The following is an 18,441-nucleotide window of genomic DNA, read 5'->3' as shown; positions in this document are numbered from 1 at the left end:
TGAAATGAATTCAGGGTGACGGTAAATCGACACTTCGTTATGCTGAACTCGTTTTACTTCGTAGCTTTTCGCTTCGCTACAGGTGAGCATCAGTTAGCAAGGCAACTACAAGATTATTTCAAACTTTCAAAAAGGAATACCTGCTTAGAGGCAATGACTTTGTCGCCTGGATTTAAACCTTTACTTACATAAGTACGATTACTGGTTTTACGGCCAATCTCTATTTCTTGAATGCGTACTTTCTGTTTGTCATCAAGCACCAGCACGTAGTTTTTATTCTCGTCGAAAATAACCACCTGTGGATTTACGGAAGGCAGGTTAATGTCTGACTTTGCCATCACTTTTACCGTAGCCATCATGCCAGGTTTTAAACTCAAATCCTTATTACTGATGCTTACACGAGCATTGATCACCTTGCTTTCGTTATCGATAGTTTGGTAAATACGCTCGATTTTACCAGGGTACATTTTCTCTGGGTACGACAATACAGATACTTCTACGGCATCGCCTTCTTTGAGCATGCCAAGTTCCGATTCGTAAATATTGATGACTGCCCAAACGCTGGATAAATCGGCAATTTTGAAAACCACCCCCTCATGGTCGGGGCGCAATTGCATGTGGCTGTTCAAGTTTTTCTCTACAACATAGCCGCTAATGGGCGAAGTAATTTGATAAGCACCTTTACCGTGGCCGCCATTTAGCTTTAGCACGCTTTTGGCTCTTTGCAATTCCGCTTTTTTGATTACGAAGTCGTTTTGTGCTTCTTCCATTTCTCTGGCAGAGGTTAAACCTCCTTTATAAAGCTCTTCCGCTTGTCTCAATGCCCTTTCCGCATTTTTTAACTCGGCATTGGCACTTACTACTTCTTTGTCGAAACCAATCATTTCTGCACTGTTTACAGTGGCCAATAGTTGTCCACGGCTAACCCTGTCGCCAATTTTTACATTCACGTTGCCTACAATACCACTCACCATGGGATATACCGAGGCTTGTAGGTCTTCGTTAGCCGTAATTTTGGCCGAAAAGTTCAAATCAGTTCGGTTATTGGCCGATTGTACAGTATCAATCATAAGCTTACTGAGCAGAGAGTCGGTGATTTCGAACTGTTCTTTACTCTCAGGGGCATTTTTATTCGTACAGCTTTGTGCCATTAAACCTGTTAATGAGAGGATGAAGAAGTATTTTTTTGATGATGTAATATTAGACATGCTGTTATTTGTATATGCTGGTTCCGGTAACAAAGTTGATTTCCTCCTTGGCATTGTTGCGCTCAAAAAGTAGTTGGTTGTATTGTAAAACGTGGTCTTTGTAGGCCTCGTAAAAATCTAGGAATTCTAATAAGCTGATATTTCTTTTGCTAAAGTTGATGGTCACCTCGTCAATGAGTTTTTGGTAGTCGGCGCCAAAATTATTATCCATATTAGCGTAAAGTTCTTCTACACGGCTGGCATTTTGGTAAGCTTTAAAAACCTCATTAGCCAAAGCGTTTTCTAGTTGCTGATGTGTTGCTTGCTGTGCTTCGATGGCTATTTTGGCCTTTTTAATTTCTCCCTGATTTCTGTTGAACAAAGGAATAGGCATGCTGATTCCAATCCCCGTATATTTTTCAGGATAATTCCCTTTCAAATCATAAGCCAGCGAAAGCTGTACATCGGGAATGGCATTAGCTTTTTGTAACCTGAGGTTTTGTTGTGCATAGGTAATGGCCATTTGCGAGTTTTTAAGGTCAACCCGGTTGTTCATGGCCGAATCTAATAAGGTAGCGTAGGGAAGGAGCGTGGTTTGCTTTGGACGATCGGTTTCTAAAACGGTTTCTATCACCATGTTTGGACTGATTTGAGTGATAAGCTTTAGTTCAGTGCCTAAATCAGCAATTTCGGCCAGCATTTGCTGGCGCTCTACCTGCAAGTTGTACAATAGCGATTTGATCCGGATAATATCTTTTTGGGCGATATTGCCCAGGGCCAATTGTTTATTCGAAACCTGCAACAGTTGCTCCAATGCCTTGATTTGTAGGCTGTAGGTTTTAACAGATTGCTGCAAGCCGTGAAGTTTGAAAAAGTTATGGCGAAGTTGGTAGCGTAACGTGCGCATCAGGTCGTAATACTCGTACTCTTCCATTTTAACCGCAGTTTGCGCCAGCTTGATTTGCTTGTTACGTTTGCCAGCCAACTTAAACAACTGCGAAATCTGTGTGTTGAACTGCCCCGTTGCAAAAGAAGTTTCGAGAAAACGTTTGGTTTCGTGGTTATAGAAAAGGTTCTCGTGACTGATTTCTGGGTTGTCGAAAAGCCGTGCGGTAATTACGTCAGCTTTGGCCTGTTCTATTTCGTATTTGGCCAATAAAAGCTGATAGTTGTTGGCCAGGAAACGCTTTTCGGCATCAGAAATACTTAGCTTGAGCGTATCCTGTGCGACAACCAAATGGGCGCATGCTAAAAAGCAGCATAAAAAAAATAGCTTTATTTTCATTGCCGCCAAAGCTATTCCGAAGGAATTAAACGCGAATTAAATCGAAATTAAAAAGCCATTAAAAACAGCTATTTATAGCTTTATGGATAGGCAAACCGAATATAAAAGGTAGTGCCTTGCTCGGTAGACTTGAAGCTGAGTTCGCCTTTGGCCAGCGAGATAATTTTATGGGCCATGTATAAGCCCATGCCATTTCCTTTCGGCATATTTTCCTTACTGGAGGTATAAAACGGTTGATAGATTTGCGAAGCATCGTCTTGGTGGATACCCATGCCTTGGTCTTTAATGGCAACTTCAAGTCCCAACTCATCCGTACTTAATATACAATCAACATCTTGCTGGTGAGAAAATTTAAAAGCATTGGCGATGATGTTGTTTAAAGCAATTTCCAGCAGCGGCTGGTTGAAAACAATGGTCAGTTTTTCGCTTTGCGCTGGCAGGTTTTCCATTTGGATGTGCAAGGTAGCTTTTCCCGCATTTCTTCGCTGCCATTCCGTTTTCAGCCGCCATAAAAGCTCATCTATCCTAATACTATTGGTCTGTAAATTGCCCAGTTCCAAATCGGCTTGTGCCAAACTTAAAAGGCTGTTAATGGTGGCATTCATTTTATCCACGTCCTCAATCACGGATTTTAAGATTTTTTGGTATTCTTCTGTGCTTCTGGGTTGGTTTAGGGCAATTTCTGCCTCCATCAGTAAGCTGGTGATGGGTGTTCTTAGCTCATGAGAGGCATTGGCCACAAAGGTTTTTTGAAGGATGAAAGCCTGCTCCAAATGGTCCATTAGCTGATTGAAGTTTTGTGCCAACAGGTTTATTTCATCTTTGTTGTTCCCTTCCTGTACACGATAATTTAAGTTATTGGATTTGATGTTTTTGACATCGGAAATGAATACATTCAATGGCTTTAAAATGCGGTTGGCTATCCATCTGGATGATAACAATAGCCCAATGGCGATTACAAAAAAGGTTGCAATCATGCTGATGCGTAACTTGCCGATCCGCGAATAGGTACTTTGGTCAATGGCTGATGCGAGAATAACGAAATCACCTTGGTTGTCCTTGTAAAAAACGCCAACGGTTTGCCGCATGCCGTCCTTAAATCTTACTTTACCTACTTTACGCACTTGGTTAATGACGTCGCTGGTCCAAAACTGCTGCTGGTCTTTAATAAAACGAGGTCTATTCTTGCTATCATAAATACGGACAACCTCGCCATTCAAGGTTTCCAAGTAGGCAATCTTCACCCGCCTTAAAGAGTCGGCGGAAATTTCATCCGCTTCGAGATATAATTTGGCGTTGATAAAAGCCCTGTCGTTAAGCCTGTCATAAAAATCGCTTTCCAGAAATTTAATGAAAATAAAATAGACCGCAAACAGCACTGCCAACAGTACCGTAGTGCTAATTAGAGTAAAGTAAAGGGCTAAGCGGTCTTTTATCTTCATTTTATGGTTGTGGCAGCAAAGATAGGCATTCCTGTTTTAAGGGGCTTGTAGCTGGATAGAAGCTATTTCAGGATATAACCCATTCCAATTTTGGTGTGGATGAGTTTTCGTTCAAATCCCTTTTCTATTTTATTGCGTAAAAAATTGATATATACGTCTACTACATTAGTGCCAGTATCAAAATTCACTTCCCAAACCTGTTGCGCAATGTACTGACGAGAAAGTAGGCGGTTGGGGTTTCTCAAAAATAATTCGAGCAGATGAAACTCCTTTGCTGTAAGCTCAATAAGTATCCCATCTCTTTTCACTTCTTTGCTTTGGATGTTTAAGACTAAATCTTCAAATTGTAAATGGTTGTTGGGCTGTTTATTTGTTTCAGCAAAGTTTTGCCTACGTAGCAAAGCTTCAATCCTGGCCAGTAGCTCCCTAAAATGGAAAGGCTTCACCAGGTAGTCGTCGGCACCCGTAGCTAGTCCGTTTACTTTATCATCTATGGTGCCCAAAGCGGTAAGCATTAAAATTGGCGTATGGTTTTGCTGCTCACGTAACTGCTGGCAAATGGCTATGCCACTCATTTTAGGCATCATGACATCTAAAATGAGTAGCTGAAAATTTTCAGATTGAAAGGCATTTAGCGCACTTTGTCCATCAGGATAGGTGCTTACTTGGTAGCCATGTTCTTCTAAGCCACTTTTAATCAGCAAGGCAATCTTTGGGTCATCTTCGGCCAGTCCAATTTTGTACATGTGCTTGTAGATTAGGGTTTGGTCCAAAAGTAGTAAACAATTGGCTAATGAAATAATTTGATGATTGGATAAGGGTTAATGGATTGGCGTTTAGCGTTTGGCGAATCTGTCTGCTAAAGCTTATGAGAATTGCTTCTCCAAATAATCTGGACAGGTTGTAACTCCCAATGACGGTAAAATAGCGGAACTGCCCATCCCTAATTTATCTCCCTTATGTCATCTCTGCTACCCATTATTGGAATATCGGAAAAAGTCGATATATCTTTGTGCCATGGATCAGGTAGCGCTATTTAAAGCATTGGCAAATAAAACTAGGTTGCAGATTTTAACCTGGCTAAAGTCGCCAGAGGAGCATTTTCCAGATTATGAACCCGCATGCGGATCAGCAGATGTTGGCGTTTGCGTAGGCTATATCCAAAGGAAATCGGGCTTAACGCAATCTACCATTTCCGAATATCTCTCAACATTGCATCGGGTGGGATTGGTTTCAGCCACTCGGGTAGGGCAGTGGACCTATTACAAGCGTAACGAAGAAACCATTGCCACTTTAGGCAACCTGATCGATACTTTATAGAAAGAACACATGAGCGAAAAAAAATTATCAGCATTGCCTTATTCTGTATTAGATTTGGCAGGCGTTATAGAAGGACATACCATTGCCGATACCTTTAATAATAGTGTTAGTTTGGCCCAACATGCCGAAAAGTTAGGTTACAAGCGCTATTGGTTGGCCGAACATCACAACATGATCAGTGTGGCCAGTTCGGCAACTTCGGTGTTAATTGGCCACATTGCAGGCCATACCAATACCATTAGAGTAGGTTCTGGCGGAATTATGCTGCCCAATCATACGCCGTTAATAATAGCGGAGCAATTTGGAACATTGGCTACGCTTTATCCTGGCCGGATAGACCTAGGTTTGGGCAGAGCGCCAGGCACCGATCAATTGACCGCCTTTGAAATTAGAGGCGAGCGCTTTCATTCGCCACAAAACTTTCCGCAAGATGTGCTTAAGTTGCAAAAATATTTAGGCGATGATAATTACGACAGTAGGGTAAGGGCTATTCCAGGAGAAGGCACCAATGTGCCGATCTGGATTTTGGGATCGAGTACGGAGAGTGCACATTTAGCCGCTTCTTATGGCTTGCCTTATGCTTTTGCCAGTCATTTTGCACCAACCCATTTTTTTGAAGCTATCCAAATCTATCGTCAAAACTTTAGACCATCCGATGTTTTGCAGAAACCTTACGTGCTTTCTTGTGTAAATGTGGTTGCCGCAGATACCGATCAGGAAGCAGAAAAGCTATCAACCTCTTTGAAAATGTTATTTATGGGCATTGTAACCAATAAGCGCCGTTTGTTGCAGCCACCAGTAGATAGTATGGATGGTATTTGGAGCGATATGGAAGAGGCGGCGGTAGAGCAAATGTTGGATTTTACCTTTATTGCCGGTCCCAATAAACTGAAAGAACAACTTCAATCGTTCTTAAAACATACCCAAGTTGACGAGCTAATGGTTACCTCTCATATTTACGACCAACAAGCAAGACTAAGATCTTATGAAATTGTAGCCGAAACTTTAAAATAAGTTCAGCAGCTCCAATCACTTTGAGGCCTTTTTTACCCACTCGCTTGGATAAAGAAGGTCTCTAATATCTATCTTCAAATATTTCGCAATTTCATATAAATCGGTAACCGAAGGCTGCCGGTGGTTGTTGATCCATCGCGAGACAGTCTGATCTGACTTGTTTAGGAGTTTGGCGATTTCCCTATTGTAAATGCCTTTTTCTGTCAATATTTCGTCCAAACGATTAATTTTCTTCATTTTAGAGAAAAAAAATTAAAAAAAGTTTATCGTTTAATGAGAAACTTTTTGTATTATTGTTTAACCATAGTGCGAAAACAAGTAAGGCTTGTTCCTGGTAGAAATGTTTAGCAGAAACTGTTGAATTTGTAGCAATGTTTTTAAATATCTACTCCGCATGTGGTCAAAATTCAACCATTATGAAAACTAAAAAAATCAACTTTTACTGCTTCAATATCAGGGAGGTGAAACAGAAAGCTTTCCAGAAAAACATTTTTAAGAATTCTCCATCGTAAGTTTAAGAAACTCCAAGTGAATTTTGTTGCCGCGCCAATGAGAGAGAGAGCTAAAAATCAAAGGCAGGCTAAATTTTCCTTGGCACCAGTCCTTAAAAGCTTAATACTTTAGGGTTCTTGCTTAGTTGTCTTCACAAACACAAGGTAAGTAAATTTTTGTAATAGGCAATACGGTTTTCCGGTGCGGCATTTAAAACTATGCCTTAAGGATTGGTTATTTAAAATATTATAGTTGATTTAATTTCAGCTTTGATGGCCTATTTGTGGCCGTAAACGTTAACCTTTTGGCCCGCAGCCTTTCATACATATCTTAGGTTTATTTCTGCGGGCATTTTAAGGTGAATCGGTGTTGAACCCACCGTGCCCGCCGCTTTTATTTCTGTTTCTGATAATTTGATGATTTAATTTGCGGCGGGTTTTCTTACTGCCATACACTTAGTCTTGTATTTTTTGTTTACGATAACGTTTCCGTAACTATTTTAACCGATGTTGTCAAGGTTGTATGCTAAAATATGTAATATTGGTGGTCCATATATAAATAACATGAGCAACCAAAAACATAAATTATTACAAACTTGGCGTTGGTATGGTCCAAATGACCCGGTTTCACTGCAAGATGTTAAACAAGCCGGGGCAAGTGGCATTGTAAGTGCCTTGCACCATATTCCACATGGAGAGGTTTGGCCTGTGGAAGATATTTTGGAACGCAAAAGCATCATCGAAGCTGCCGGGCTTAAATGGAGCGTGGTAGAAAGTGTACCTGTGCATGAGGCCATTAAAACCCGCAGACCAAATGCGGAACATTATCTCCGGAACTACAATCAATCCTTAAGAAATTTAGCACAATGTGGAATTACAACGGTTTGCTATAATTTTATGCCGGTATTGGATTGGACGCGTACACAGCTTGATCTGGAGATGCCCAATGGCGCAAAAGCACTTTATTTCAATTGGACGGATTTGGCCATTTTTGATCTGTTCATCTTTGAAAGGGAAGGGGCAGAAGCTGATTATGATCCTCAAATTGTTGAAAAGGCTAAAGCAAAATTTGAGGCGATGAGCCAGGCAGAACTGGATGAACTGCGTATTAATGTGCTAATGGGCATCCCTAATGAGAAAGAAATTGAACTAGAGGCTTTACGTGCCAGTATTGAGGAATACAAAGTTATTGGCCAAGATGGGCTGAAGGCAAATTTGGCTTGGTTTTTAGCAGGTATTGCCGAAACTTGTACGGAACTGGGGATCAAGATGACCATCCATCCCGACGATCCGCCGTACCCAATTTTAGGCTTGCCTCGTATTGCGAGCACCCAAGAGGACTTGGTAAGTATTTTACGTAGTGTTGATCAGGCTTTTAATGGCATCTGCTACTGCACGGGCTCTTTGGGCGCAGGAACCAAGAATAATTTGGTAGAGATTTTTGAAGCGGTTAAGGACCGTGTTTACTTTTTGCACCTTCGTAATGTAACTAAAGATGAAGAAGGTAATTTCTATGAAGCCGACCACTTGGGGGGCGATGTAAATATGTACGAAGTGATGAAAGCTGTAACTGCCGAAAATGCCAAACGGATAGAGCCTATCCCTTTTAGGCCAGATCACGGGCACCAAATGCTTGATGATTTGAATAAGGTAACCAACCCTGGCTACTCAGCCATAGGACGTTTGCGTGGATTGGCCGAATTACGTGGACTGGAACTGGGCATTACTGGCAATTATTAGAAAAAGAATTTTCAACTTTTTTTAGATTATTGTGCAGAAATCATATCTTTGCACCACCATAATGAAAACGGCTACTCGTCGTTAGCATTTTAGTAAGGGCCTCCATAGCTCAGCTGGATAGAGCACCGGTTTTCTAAACCGTAGGTCATAGGTTCGAATCCTATTGGGGGTACAGCGAAGGGCTTTTAGGTAACACTAGAAGCCCTTTTTGTTTTTAGCTTTTAAAGGATATCTCTCGGATTTGGCGCGCATTTGGCGCGCAGTTTATAAATCTAATTAATTGAATCACGTTTATTCCGTTATATCATTGCTTCTTCAGCCATGCTAAAGTAACCATTTTCACTTATAATCAAATGATCGTGGATATCCATCTCTAAAAGCTTTGCAGCGTTGACCAACTTCTGTGTAACTGTAATATCTTGATTTGATGGCTTGAGGTTTCCACTGGGGTGATTATGCGCTATGATCAGGCTAGTAGCAGTAGCTTTTAAAGCAACACTGAAAATCACTTTGCTATCCATCACGGTTGAACCTCCACCTCCAGTTGATAAGTCTACAATGCCCAACACCCTGTTATTCCTATTCAGCAATATCATTTTAGCTTGTTCTAAATAATTGATCAATTCCTTATCCCAATGGCTTAGTAAAATGTCGTAAGCCTGCTTAGCGGAGTTAATTTGTGGTCGTTCCTGTGCTTTGAAATGAGGTTTGTAACTCAGTTGCACCTCAGCAACCTTGAATAGTTCTTTCTGTTCCATGTTAATGTATTTTAAATTAATAATGGAACCAGAGCAAGCTTTCTGACCAACTAAGCAAAGAAGCAACGCAATAAATGGACTGATGCGTGGGAGTTGTGGGTTTATGGCGGAATTTCTTTAAGCGTGTTGGTTGGACAAGCTTATCTTTGAGTAATGTATTAATAGATAGATTAACTTCCTTTTTTGACTTTTCTATTTCAACTATCTACCTTTTAAACAGACAAGAAACAATAAACATCAATCTATCAATTTATCCAAGATTTAATCAATATCGTTTACTTAAGGGGGTTAGACAGATTTTTGGATAGGCTTAACCTGTTGATGACATCTAACGCCTCGAGTTCTGTCCTTACGAAGAAGCTTTCATCACCATTTACAATTCCTTTGCTTTTTTCACCATAGATAATAGCAACTGGTATGTTAGCAGCCGATAATAAAGACATTGTATTGATAATTGTATTTCCCCATGTGTAATCTACATCCTGTAAATCAACTATAAGCGATTTAACAAGCTCATGTTTAATAGTACAGTTAACAACCGCCTCCATAAAGTACCCATCTACATTGCCCTTACTTCCTTGCTTATAAACTCCAGAGAAGATAAGTTTACCTAAGCCGTCGTTATTGAGTATAAGTTTGTAATCTACTGTGCTTTGGCTCAGATTTATATTATCGAAGTGTATTTGCATAACGGGACTTAGGTATCTAATGGAATGTTAAAGGTAGCACTTAAATGATAACTATGGAATCCAAGATTTTGTAATATACCTCTATTTAAGGGGGCTGTACATATTTTTGGATTAAACTGATAGATAGATTGTTAACTTTTTAATGGTATTAGAAGTTGGTTTGAAGGGCATTGCAAGGTGTATTGATGCTGTTATTTATGTTCCAACCTTATCCTTTATAAGCTAGAAAAATGTAAATACAATACGAAATGGCTTAGCGTTTAAAGAGTTAACGTAAACTGCACAGTTTTACATAGCGATGTAGACAATCTTAGGATTGCTTTCTAATCCTCATTCCTTGGTCTTGCAATTCCAATGCAGCTCTAATTTTAGACATATCTTTCCCTTTAGATTCACAAAAATCAATCAAATCGTATTCTATCTTACGATGGATAACTTCAGCTTTGTCCCTAATAGATTCTATTTTATCAAGCAACTCATTTTTTATAACTCTTGCATTGAAATCCTCTTCGTTTCCTGGGATGACATTGTGAACTAACCAATTCCTCTGCACTAGAAATGCATTTAGATCTTCTAGCAATGATATATTATATAGCTTCTCTTCATTTGCAATTTTAATAGCATGGCCTAAAGTATATCGCTGTTGACGTTTTAAAAACTCATCGGCTTGCTCTTTTGTTTCGTCAGGATTCTTTTTCAGAGTAATTGAATGACTCAAGGCTTGTTCAGCTACTTGAGTTTTCATTAAAGCTTCTCCTAAGCAAGCATATAAAGTAATTTCACTGTTGTTGGCCGGTATTCTTACAATCTTTTCTTTCATTTTATTTTTCTTTATTACACATATCCAATTACCTAAACACCCCAAAAGTCGGGGTATTTGATATGCTTCTATGCGATATTAATCGTTTAACTCTAGAATATCATCCTTTTGATTGTTTTCTAAGTCCAGCAACTGCTGCTGCAACATCTTGTTCAGCTTTTTCATTACTCCACTCTTTCCAAAATTTTATTGTTGCACTTTGCGGCTTAATAGTCGGCTCACCAACAATAACTCTTGTTGGCAATAATGAAGCGTCTCCTACTACTAATGCTTCGCCGATATCAAGTATTGGTAGCACATCCGTTAACCCAGCCAAATTATCAGGTAAAAGCTTTTTAATGACAGATTGGTCTTCTGCGTTAGCAAGGCGCAAAGCAATAAAGTTGTTGCATTGGCTCAAAACTGTTCTATTTACTTCTGCAGGTCTTTGACTGATAACGGTAAGGCTTACTCCGTATTTTCTACCCTCTTTTGCAATACGTTCAAAATTTTTAAGTCCAAGCTCAGCTGCTGAATCTTGGCTGGTTCTTTCTGGTATATATAAATGTGCTTCATCACAAAGTAAACAGATGGGATGGCGTTTATCTGTCGCCGTCCATTGCTGAACAGTAAAGACTATTCTTGCGACTAATCCTATTACAAGTGGTAGGACATCAGATGGAACTTCTGAAAAATCTATTATTTTTACTCCCGCTTTTTTGTTATTGCAAATAGAACCGTGCATCAAGGAATTGCAAAGTTTGTTCATCCAGTCAATATCTAATTCATCCTCTGATATCTGAAACATAAAACCTAGGCGTTTGTCTTGGCTCTTTGCCTCTAAGCGTTGAATAAATCTCGTCAACTTCCCATTGAAAGGACCTTGCTTTTCTGTACCAGCTTTTGCACCTGGTACCATTTCTTCGTCCAACCTTTTTATTTCTGAAAGGACATCTTCTAGTTTGTAAGGGACAGGACTGTCGATTGTAATACTTCCTTTGAGTGTGGTGTCACTAATAGAAGTAAGAAAATTATCTTTTTCGTTAAAAACGGTTTTTGAGAATATCATTGCTTGATTTGGTGCGTTACTATCGCTTCGGTCAAGTAACATAGCCAACATTTCTTCGTAAGTCAACAACCAATAAGGAAGCATCAATGCATTGTTTTCAAGATTACCTTTTTTACCTAAATCCGAGGGGTTTGCAACTCTAAAATGCTGTATTCCATCTGCTTTAAAATCTGCTCCACTATATTCCCCGTGAATGTCAAAAAGGATACAATTAGCCATTGGTAATTTGGCTATTTGTTCAATTAGCTTTGCAACACACCAAGATTTGCCAGAACCTGTACTACCTACAATTACTGCATGGCGTTGAAAAAGTTTATCTCCATCCAAAAATGCTTCCGCATTTTCATCTATTGAATATTTACCGATAGAAAGCGGTATTTTATAATTTTCTGCAGTTGAAATGGTATGCATGAATTTTGTAATATTGTCACCTTCAATGGGAAAACAAGGTGCTTCGATTTCTGGAACAGTATCAAGTGTTCTTTTAAAAACATTTTCTTTTGACCCATGTCTGTCAAGAAGAGTCCCTATTAAATTTACTTTAACAATGTTTTCAGTTAGCAAGAAATTGCTTAGACCTAAATCATCACCAACAGGTTTTTCATCATCTGAAACTTTCCGTGTTATCCTATTTATGATACCGATTAAATGTTGCCCTGCTTTTGAACTTTTCACTGCAACCAAATGGTTTACTTGAAGTTTTCTTAATTTATCAAGCTCTGCAACTTTTACAATAATGGTTGCCGTGTCAACGCTGAAAACCGTTCCGATTGAATTATGATCTTCAAATTTAAATATTGCCATCTTTCGTTTATGTGATTATAAGTTTTAAATATTCTGCCAGTGTCCAATAACTTACATTAGGAATTATGTGCTCTCCCTGTGAAGAAGAATATATTCTGGTATCAGTCGCATTAGCCTCTTCAATTAAAATATACTGTCTACATTTATTATCAATTATAGATTGTTTTGTCTTGGGTGTAAGCTCTTTTGTTAAGACAATGATAGGTTTATTGTTTTTGATTTGAGTTATTAGTTTGGGTTGAACATGAATATCATTGAAACCGTAGCCAATACAAAGAAAACCATTAGCTTCTTCAATTTCTTTATCTGCTTGGGTAAATATTGTTCTGTAGGGTTCATTATGAGTTTCGTAATATTTACTCAAACCGGGGGTAACGATTAAAGGCATAAAGTCATCCGGAATTGTATGACGAAGTGGGAGCTGAATATCTTCATCATCTTTCGTTTTAAACCAGTCCAAAGAACCATGCACTTTCCAAATATTAACCTGACCTTTATAACCTTTAAGAACCGCTAAATTATTTGAATGTATGCTGCTCGAAAAATGTCCGATGTAATTTTGTGCATATCCTGTACAAATGACTGCTTTTGCAAAGCTTGCAGCATATTCAGCCATCCGGTCATAGTTGGTAGTAATGATCGACAACTTTTTACCTGCCGTTCCCAAAAGATAATCCGTTAGTTCAGTTAACGGAAATTCTATCGTTTTAGAAATAAATTTTTCATACGCTGCTATATCAGATTTATTTACCAACTCCCATGTTTTAAATACAATTTGTTCTAAGACCTTTGGTCTTAGATGTAGTTCAGAAAGTGTTGCTTCTAAATCACCATTTGCGTCAAATAAAGTTTTGAACCTCTCAAATTGGATTTGGTCGTCACCATCTGTAAATGCAATATTGTTTTTAATATGTTCGCCGAGAGTCCACATGGACGGAAGGCTAAACGGAACAGACGCGCCGCTACCGAGAATTATCAATGGAACATTGTTTGTCCATGATTGCAGTTGTTTGAGTAATGCGTCTAAGTCCATGTAATTTTCTTCCTGTTTGTATTTTTACATTATTCGTTTGTATCACTTTTACTGTTTTGGGCTTTGTGGCAGTACAAAAATCGAAGTATAAACTGCTCATTTAACTGAACTTTAATCGAAGCCTACAGAAACACCGAGCTACCAGCTTTTATTTTTCAAATACTATTTCTTCTCCGTGCTTATAAAATCTCAGATTAAATGAAGGTTTGTTTTTGCCAACTATCGCCTCAATAAAAATACCAATCTGATATACAAGGTTGTTATCATATCGATTCGATGTATATGCCCGTAATTTGATTATGTCGTAGTTATAATCCACAATGCTCGTACTTTTCTTTACTTCAAGAATACATAAGTTATTTTCATTGGATCCTCTTTTATGAATAATTATGTCGGGGAAAACAGCTCTTGTGGTAAATTCCTTCTCTAAGTCGCTGGCTTCTTTGCCTCGCAATAGCCCAAACTGTTTAAGTTCATTTTTAAGAATTGAGATTGCCTTTCTATTGTTAGCTCTATCAATATCGCCATTATATTCACAATCAACGTTAAAATCCGGAAACAGTGCATCTAAATGAAAAGCAATTCTGTGAGAGACGCTTTGTTCACTTAAATCATTTTTCAATAGCCAAACGTCAGATGTCTGTAGCAAAGTATCAAGAGCTATTTTAACTGAGTTTATTACATTAATGTCTGTCATACGGTTGTGAGAGTCTAGTAAAATACGCTATAATGCAGCGCATGCTTGCCCAGAATTGGGTAAGTTGGCGAACAAGAGTAGCGTTATTAATTACAGTTAAAAGTATATAAAATTCTACTCACCATCAAATTGATATATACTTTTATCTGCTTTGACACAGTTTTATGTGGCTTACATGATGCTCACCGCCTGCTCATCGAGCAAAGATGCTATAGGTAAAGTGCGTAGCACGACTATAGCTATGTTTTACACAAGCGTAGCGACGTCTTTGTGAGGCAGCAGGTGAGCTGAAGAGTGGGAAACGTAGGGATTTAACTTGTTAAAGACTGAGAGTTTCCATGAGTTGCGCCGCTTTGTTTAAGCATAAGGAGTGACAAACGAATGTTTGGCGGTACCTTATGCAAACATTAGTAGCAACGAATACCTTTCTACCTAATCGGGTACGCAGTGTCAAACCTAAGGACTACAGGCTAAGAAGTGTACGCACTTCCGCTTGTAAAGAGAAAGGACGAACGTTGAAGCACCAATCTAATGACTAAAGGAAGCCTTTCCACTTGGTAAGCAGCAAATGAGTGAAAGGCTTAGTTTAGGAATGTTGAAAAGTTGGTGACCAAATCAGCTATGTTTTTCATTAGTTTTACATTTATGAACGGAAGTAAAGAGCAACTAATCAGCCTCTTAAAAGATAAATATGATTACGAACTGAATAGAAAGGAATCGTACGAAAGTGCATTAGGAACTCCGATAGCTGTCCTTTCAGCGCTATTCGCAGGCATATATTTTATCTGTAGCGACGACAAGCTAAAATCAATTGCTTGTTCATTGAACACTTTCAAGTGGCTGCTATTGACTTTGCTTATGATAGGTTGTAGCTTGTCAATTATAATGTTGTTTGTTGTTTATTTTGGTTTTAAAAGAAGCTACTGTCTTTTCCCAGAAAGCAGCATCGTTTATAATACTGACTACAAAGAACTTGAAAAATACGCGAATGAACATCATCCCGAAAACAGTGAAGCAAAATTACAGGAACTTCTAAATGAAAGGGTAATTGTTTGGTATGTCGATTGCAATACAAACAACACTAAAGTAAATGATAGGCGAGGGAATGCTCTGTACTATGCTAAGTTGTTTTTGTGCATATCTCTGAGTATCGGTCTAATACTTTTAATTATGATTTCACTTATAAAAGCTATATAATGAGCAAACCAACACCTCCACCGCCACCCCCAAGTCCAGTTAGAAAACAGCGAAACATGCCATCAACTACTCAACACCCTCGTCCATCAAAGTCACCTAAATAACTATAAATAAATGAGTAATAATCAAACACCTCCGCCGCCACCACCAAGTCCGGTGCGTCGAGAGAAATCAGACCAAATACTACCGAAGCCGTCTACAGATAAGGGCAATAAGTAGTAATTGAAGTATCTGGGAAACCCCAGATACTTATCATTCTTACATTTATGAAAGTTGTCAGCTCAACCGATGTATCGCAAGTTTAGCCACTAAGCTATCGGTATAAACGCTGCTGTTTTGTACATTTCGAGAGCCAGTCGAGCTTAGAAACACATCTTTATAGCATCCGTTTTTGCCATCATAAACCAGCAGCGAAAAGGTCTTTGTGGGAGCATCATGGATTACGAAATCACTTTTATAAACGACCTTACAGTTCATCAGATCGCCAATCATCTCCTCAGAAATAGCCAAGTTGTTGTTTGTATATCGACCCTTGGAAGATCTCTTTATCCTACAAAGGCTTAGGTTGTGGAATAATGCATCAGGTCTTATGACCTCTTGAATGTTGTCAAAATAGGTCTCTGCATCAATGTCTATCGCATCATTTAAGTTGTTAAAGTTTTCCTCGTAGAACGACTTCCAACCGTTAGTATCTTCGTACCTGTACTCGATACCATCTGGATCAATGAATACACCTTTGCTTTTACATGTCCAGCCGCCTGTATATTCTACATGCAACAGATACGGAAGACTTTCTACATTAAAATCCATAGCACTAAGTTAAGATGAAAATGGCCTAGAGCAACCCCTAAGCCATTAAATTAATTAATTACAGCTGTAAGTATACTGCGCTGTATTGATTTGTGTATTAGCACCCTGTTTGATGCCGTTTACAAACTTTGTGATATTGCCGTTCGCATCTTTCTCGTAAGTGAAAGTTTCCGTTGTTTCGTTTCCTCCACGGGTTACAGTTGATTTGGTTGGCAGTGCTTTCGAACGTTTACCATAATAGCTGAACAAAGGTGTCTCCAATTCTTCCGGAAATGTATCATTGGTATTGTAACGGAAGAAACTACCACTGTAGGTATCCGCACCGTAGGTAATGTTATAGGTACTGTAGCCATCGTTGATTGAAGTGATGTTCCCATTGGTGTAGACAAAATCTGTCGTTGTCGAACCATCCTTGATCTTAAGTAGGTAACCATTGGCATCATAGGTGTAGGTAGTAGTTCCGGAAGCCGTTATCCTGCCCGAAGCGTCAAGCGTGTGCTTGGTTACATTGTTATAATCGCCTTTTTCAGTTTCAATGATTTCATTGGCTGAATACTGATAGGTGATGGTTTCTGTACTTCCACCGTTCCAAATCTGCTTCCACGTTACCACCCGTCCCTTATCATCGTAGGTGTACTGGAAAACGGTTCCATCATTAAACCTTGCCTCTGTCTGCCTACAGGTCTTTGTTTCTTCTGTAGGGTTTTCGTTGTTCTTTGAACATGATGCTACGATCAGCAGCATAGCTGCCGAGAGCGTTAAGATTGATTTTTTCATATTGATTAAATTGTTATTTGCTTTTAATTGACCTTGTAGTTGGTTATCTCATATTCGTAGCCAAGTTCGCCACCATAAGACCTGCCCGAATTGTAGATATTGAAAGTTCTTTCAGCTGTAAATCTGTGGGCAGACCACTCATAATCCATTGTAAAGCCTTCACCACCTTGTTGATTATCTACATAGCTGTCAAAACTTGACCAACTGCCAACCTGTTTGCCATCAAAGAAGAAAGTAAACCTTTTGGATGATTTATCGATTACCACCTTTGCGAATGCAGTCTTAACTGGCGTATACTTTTTCTTGTTAGGTTTGACAAGTGTTAGCTTATAAAGGGTACAGTTGCCGGAATAAACTGTAGGGGCAAGCTTCAAATTAGTTGTGGTACGAGGAATGCTCGCGTTGGGATTGTTTGCGGCTAGGAATGTCGCCAGCAAAACTGTAAGGATAACTTTCATTTTAAATTTAGATAATGCCGACTGTCCCTAATCTGCACGTCTATAAACACAATAAGCGCAGGACAATAACCATAATCTGAACTGGGAGCCCTGAGAAGCTCGTGCAACAGAAAAGGTTACGCCCCACGCTTATAGCATGGAACGTTAACTCTTATCTGTTCCTTGTTGCACTTTTGAAATTTCTCAGGTTTCCAGTTACAAGAACAAATAGCTAACGCTTATATCTTAATTATATGTAATCTATATCTACCGCTTTATTTATTGGTTTAAACGCAAAGATATAAAGTTAAGGGAAATGGGCGCATTGCTACGCCCAAATTTTTATGCCTCGACTGGTCTTTCCGCACATCCAATGCTGATGATGTCGGTTTCTCCCTCGAACGTAAGCCTGTAGAAATAGTTGTGTACATCATAGTCCGTGAACTGCACCCTTAAGGCATATTCAATGCCTATCGTTCCATCTTCAGAATTTGTCACCCTGTAGGCTTCCCTAAGTAGTTGGTTGGTCAAATTGCTCCCAAACTTTTCAATGAAAGCAGAGTCGTAATTGATGAAGATGTAGGATTTTCCCTCCTTACTGTTGGATAAGGTAATGTTCCAGAAGTGGCAGACGAATTCGGCAACGTACTGCGCATTCTGTGGATTTTTGGTGTGGTCTACCTCCACGTAGGTTCTGTACTTGCTGAGCTCGAACTTTTTCATCAGTTCGGTTGCCTTCTGCACGATCTTGGTGTAGGCTTTCATCACAGCATCGTTGTTGTGCTGTAGTTCAGGTGTAAGCATCACATAATTTGTCTTGGGTTGTTGTGCCTTTGGCTGTTTCTTGGTCTTTGTTACCATGGTTAAACTGGATTTGATTGTAAATAAAAAA

The 18,441-nt window shown here is 39.2% G+C and carries 19 protein-coding genes and 1 tRNA gene; 5 read left to right on the top strand and 15 right to left on the bottom strand.

The features are described from left to right. Positions 1 to 113: 113 nt before the first annotated feature. The 4 genes from DUT71_RS05670 to DUT71_RS05655 form a co-directional block, all read right to left on the bottom strand. Positions 114 to 1,208 (bottom strand): efflux RND transporter periplasmic adaptor subunit, encoded by a 1,095-nt coding sequence (locus DUT71_RS05670; protein WP_113661538.1) that lies wholly within the window; start codon positions 1,206 to 1,208, stop codon positions 114 to 116. Between the two features lie 4 nt (positions 1,209 to 1,212). Beyond that, a complete protein-coding gene (locus DUT71_RS05665; RefSeq protein ID WP_113661537.1) occupies positions 1,213 to 2,472 on the bottom strand; it encodes a TolC family protein in 1,260 nt (419 codons plus the stop codon). Positions 2,473 to 2,552: 80 nt separating this feature from the next. Then, positions 2,553 to 3,914 carry an ATP-binding protein gene (locus DUT71_RS05660; protein WP_113661536.1) on the bottom strand — a complete coding sequence of 454 codons (1,362 nt, stop codon included), beginning with the start codon at positions 3,912 to 3,914 and terminating at the stop codon, positions 2,553 to 2,555. A 62-nt stretch (positions 3,915 to 3,976) separates the two neighbouring features. After that, positions 3,977 to 4,660 (bottom strand): response regulator transcription factor, encoded by a 684-nt coding sequence (locus tag DUT71_RS05655; protein WP_113661535.1) that lies wholly within the window; start codon positions 4,658 to 4,660, stop codon positions 3,977 to 3,979. A gap of 271 nt (positions 4,661 to 4,931) precedes the next feature. Here DUT71_RS05655 and DUT71_RS05650 point away from each other — a divergent pair, with 271 nt between their 5' ends. Continuing rightward, positions 4,932 to 5,234: an ArsR/SmtB family transcription factor gene (locus tag DUT71_RS05650; protein WP_113661534.1), complete on the top strand. Its 303-nt coding sequence runs from the start codon at positions 4,932 to 4,934 to the stop codon at positions 5,232 to 5,234. Positions 5,235 to 5,243: 9 nt separating this feature from the next. Further along, on the top strand, positions 5,244 to 6,248 hold the full coding sequence (locus DUT71_RS05645; protein WP_113661533.1) for an LLM class flavin-dependent oxidoreductase: 1,005 nt from the start codon (positions 5,244 to 5,246) through the stop codon (positions 6,246 to 6,248). 15 nt (positions 6,249 to 6,263) lie between these two features. Here DUT71_RS05645 and DUT71_RS05640 read toward each other — a convergent pair whose 3' ends face one another. Next, positions 6,264 to 6,485: a helix-turn-helix transcriptional regulator gene (locus DUT71_RS05640; protein WP_113661532.1), complete on the bottom strand. Its 222-nt coding sequence runs from the start codon at positions 6,483 to 6,485 to the stop codon at positions 6,264 to 6,266. Positions 6,486 to 7,303: 818 nt separating this feature from the next. Here DUT71_RS05640 and uxuA point away from each other — a divergent pair. Together uxuA and DUT71_RS05630 are read left to right on the top strand one after the other, a co-directional pair. Beyond that, the gene (gene uxuA, locus DUT71_RS05635; protein WP_113661642.1) at positions 7,304 to 8,479 is read left to right on the top strand and encodes a mannonate dehydratase; all 1,176 of its coding nucleotides are present in this window, start codon (positions 7,304 to 7,306) and stop codon (positions 8,477 to 8,479) included. Positions 8,480 to 8,577: 98 nt separating this feature from the next. Then, positions 8,578 to 8,651: transfer RNA gene (locus DUT71_RS05630), tRNA-Arg, on the top strand. A gap of 127 nt (positions 8,652 to 8,778) precedes the next feature. On the opposite strand, the gene DUT71_RS05625 is transcribed toward DUT71_RS05630, so the two are convergent. From DUT71_RS05625 to DUT71_RS05600, 6 genes are all read right to left on the bottom strand, one after another. Further along, complete coding sequence (locus DUT71_RS05625) at positions 8,779 to 9,237, bottom strand: JAB domain-containing protein (protein ID WP_113661531.1); 459 nt, start codon at positions 9,235 to 9,237, stop codon at positions 8,779 to 8,781. A gap of 275 nt (positions 9,238 to 9,512) precedes the next feature. Continuing rightward, on the bottom strand, positions 9,513 to 9,926 hold the full coding sequence (locus tag DUT71_RS05620) for a hypothetical protein (RefSeq protein ID WP_113661530.1): 414 nt from the start codon (positions 9,924 to 9,926) through the stop codon (positions 9,513 to 9,515). Between the two features lie 310 nt (positions 9,927 to 10,236). After that, positions 10,237 to 10,746, bottom strand: coding sequence for a hypothetical protein (locus DUT71_RS05615; protein WP_113661529.1), 510 nt, complete (start codon positions 10,744 to 10,746; stop codon positions 10,237 to 10,239). A gap of 100 nt (positions 10,747 to 10,846) precedes the next feature. Then, the gene (locus DUT71_RS05610) at positions 10,847 to 12,598 is read right to left on the bottom strand and encodes an ATP-binding protein (RefSeq protein WP_113661528.1); all 1,752 of its coding nucleotides are present in this window, start codon (positions 12,596 to 12,598) and stop codon (positions 10,847 to 10,849) included. 7 nt (positions 12,599 to 12,605) lie between these two features. Next, positions 12,606 to 13,631 carry an SIR2 family protein gene (locus tag DUT71_RS05605; protein ID WP_113661527.1) on the bottom strand — a complete coding sequence of 342 codons (1,026 nt, stop codon included), beginning with the start codon at positions 13,629 to 13,631 and terminating at the stop codon, positions 12,606 to 12,608. Between the two features lie 148 nt (positions 13,632 to 13,779). Continuing rightward, positions 13,780 to 14,328, bottom strand: a complete 549-nt coding sequence (locus DUT71_RS05600; RefSeq protein WP_113661526.1) for a hypothetical protein — start codon at positions 14,326 to 14,328, stop codon at positions 13,780 to 13,782. Positions 14,329 to 14,973: 645 nt separating this feature from the next. On the opposite strand from DUT71_RS05600, the gene DUT71_RS05595 reads away from it, so the two are divergent. Continuing rightward, positions 14,974 to 15,525: a hypothetical protein gene (locus DUT71_RS05595; RefSeq protein WP_113661525.1), complete on the top strand. Its 552-nt coding sequence runs from the start codon at positions 14,974 to 14,976 to the stop codon at positions 15,523 to 15,525. A 276-nt stretch (positions 15,526 to 15,801) separates the two neighbouring features. Here DUT71_RS05595 and DUT71_RS05590 read toward each other — a convergent pair whose 3' ends face one another. The 4 genes from DUT71_RS05590 to DUT71_RS05575 all read right to left on the bottom strand — a co-directional run bounded on the left by DUT71_RS05590 (position 15,802) and on the right by DUT71_RS05575 (position 18,410). Then, the gene (locus DUT71_RS05590; protein WP_113661524.1) at positions 15,802 to 16,335 is read right to left on the bottom strand and encodes a hypothetical protein; all 534 of its coding nucleotides are present in this window, start codon (positions 16,333 to 16,335) and stop codon (positions 15,802 to 15,804) included. A 54-nt stretch (positions 16,336 to 16,389) separates the two neighbouring features. Then, the gene (locus tag DUT71_RS05585) at positions 16,390 to 17,112 is read right to left on the bottom strand and encodes a DUF4595 domain-containing protein (protein WP_113661523.1); all 723 of its coding nucleotides are present in this window, start codon (positions 17,110 to 17,112) and stop codon (positions 16,390 to 16,392) included. Positions 17,113 to 17,135: 23 nt separating this feature from the next. Further along, on the bottom strand, positions 17,136 to 17,570 hold the full coding sequence (locus DUT71_RS05580; RefSeq protein ID WP_113661522.1) for a hypothetical protein: 435 nt from the start codon (positions 17,568 to 17,570) through the stop codon (positions 17,136 to 17,138). Positions 17,571 to 17,891: 321 nt separating this feature from the next. Further along, positions 17,892 to 18,410, bottom strand: coding sequence for a hypothetical protein (locus DUT71_RS05575; protein WP_113661521.1), 519 nt, complete (start codon positions 18,408 to 18,410; stop codon positions 17,892 to 17,894). Between the last annotated feature and the right edge of the window lie 31 nt (positions 18,411 to 18,441).

This window comes from Pedobacter nanyangensis, from assembly GCF_003313505.1.
GTDB classification, from domain to species: domain Bacteria; phylum Bacteroidota; class Bacteroidia; order Sphingobacteriales; family Sphingobacteriaceae; genus Pedobacter; species Pedobacter nanyangensis.
This window is presented reverse-complemented; position numbering and strand designations above follow the sequence as displayed.

Excerpts from the sequence above, each read along its gene's own strand:
- DUT71_RS05650 (WP_113661534.1), top strand. The coding sequence starts at position 4,932 with ATGGATCAGGTAGCGCTATTTAAAGCATTGGCAAATAAAACTAGGTTG.
- DUT71_RS05590 (WP_113661524.1), bottom strand. The coding sequence starts at position 16,335 with ATGGATTTTAATGTAGAAAGTCTTCCGTATCTGTTGCATGTAGAATAT.
- DUT71_RS05610 (WP_113661528.1), bottom strand. The coding sequence starts at position 12,598 with ATGGCAATATTTAAATTTGAAGATCATAATTCAATCGGAACGGTTTTC.
- DUT71_RS05605 (WP_113661527.1), bottom strand. The coding sequence starts at position 13,631 with ATGGACTTAGACGCATTACTCAAACAACTGCAATCATGGACAAACAAT.
- DUT71_RS05600 (WP_113661526.1), bottom strand. The coding sequence starts at position 14,328 with ATGACAGACATTAATGTAATAAACTCAGTTAAAATAGCTCTTGATACT.
- DUT71_RS05660 (WP_113661536.1), bottom strand. The coding sequence starts at position 3,914 with ATGAAGATAAAAGACCGCTTAGCCCTTTACTTTACTCTAATTAGCACT.
- DUT71_RS05645 (WP_113661533.1), top strand. The coding sequence starts at position 5,244 with ATGAGCGAAAAAAAATTATCAGCATTGCCTTATTCTGTATTAGATTTG.
- DUT71_RS05585 (WP_113661523.1), bottom strand. The coding sequence starts at position 17,112 with ATGAAAAAATCAATCTTAACGCTCTCGGCAGCTATGCTGCTGATCGTA.
- DUT71_RS05595 (WP_113661525.1), top strand. The coding sequence starts at position 14,974 with ATGAACGGAAGTAAAGAGCAACTAATCAGCCTCTTAAAAGATAAATAT.
- DUT71_RS05625 (WP_113661531.1), bottom strand. The coding sequence starts at position 9,237 with ATGGAACAGAAAGAACTATTCAAGGTTGCTGAGGTGCAACTGAGTTAC.
- DUT71_RS05615 (WP_113661529.1), bottom strand. The coding sequence starts at position 10,746 with ATGAAAGAAAAGATTGTAAGAATACCGGCCAACAACAGTGAAATTACT.
- DUT71_RS05575 (WP_113661521.1), bottom strand. The coding sequence starts at position 18,410 with ATGGTAACAAAGACCAAGAAACAGCCAAAGGCACAACAACCCAAGACA.
- DUT71_RS05640 (WP_113661532.1), bottom strand. The coding sequence starts at position 6,485 with ATGAAGAAAATTAATCGTTTGGACGAAATATTGACAGAAAAAGGCATT.
- DUT71_RS05655 (WP_113661535.1), bottom strand. The coding sequence starts at position 4,660 with ATGTACAAAATTGGACTGGCCGAAGATGACCCAAAGATTGCCTTGCTG.
- DUT71_RS05665 (WP_113661537.1), bottom strand. The coding sequence starts at position 2,472 with ATGAAAATAAAGCTATTTTTTTTATGCTGCTTTTTAGCATGCGCCCAT.
- uxuA (WP_113661642.1), top strand. The coding sequence starts at position 7,304 with ATGAGCAACCAAAAACATAAATTATTACAAACTTGGCGTTGGTATGGT.
- DUT71_RS05670 (WP_113661538.1), bottom strand. The coding sequence starts at position 1,208 with ATGTCTAATATTACATCATCAAAAAAATACTTCTTCATCCTCTCATTA.
- DUT71_RS05620 (WP_113661530.1), bottom strand. The coding sequence starts at position 9,926 with ATGCAAATACACTTCGATAATATAAATCTGAGCCAAAGCACAGTAGAT.
- DUT71_RS05580 (WP_113661522.1), bottom strand. The coding sequence starts at position 17,570 with ATGAAAGTTATCCTTACAGTTTTGCTGGCGACATTCCTAGCCGCAAAC.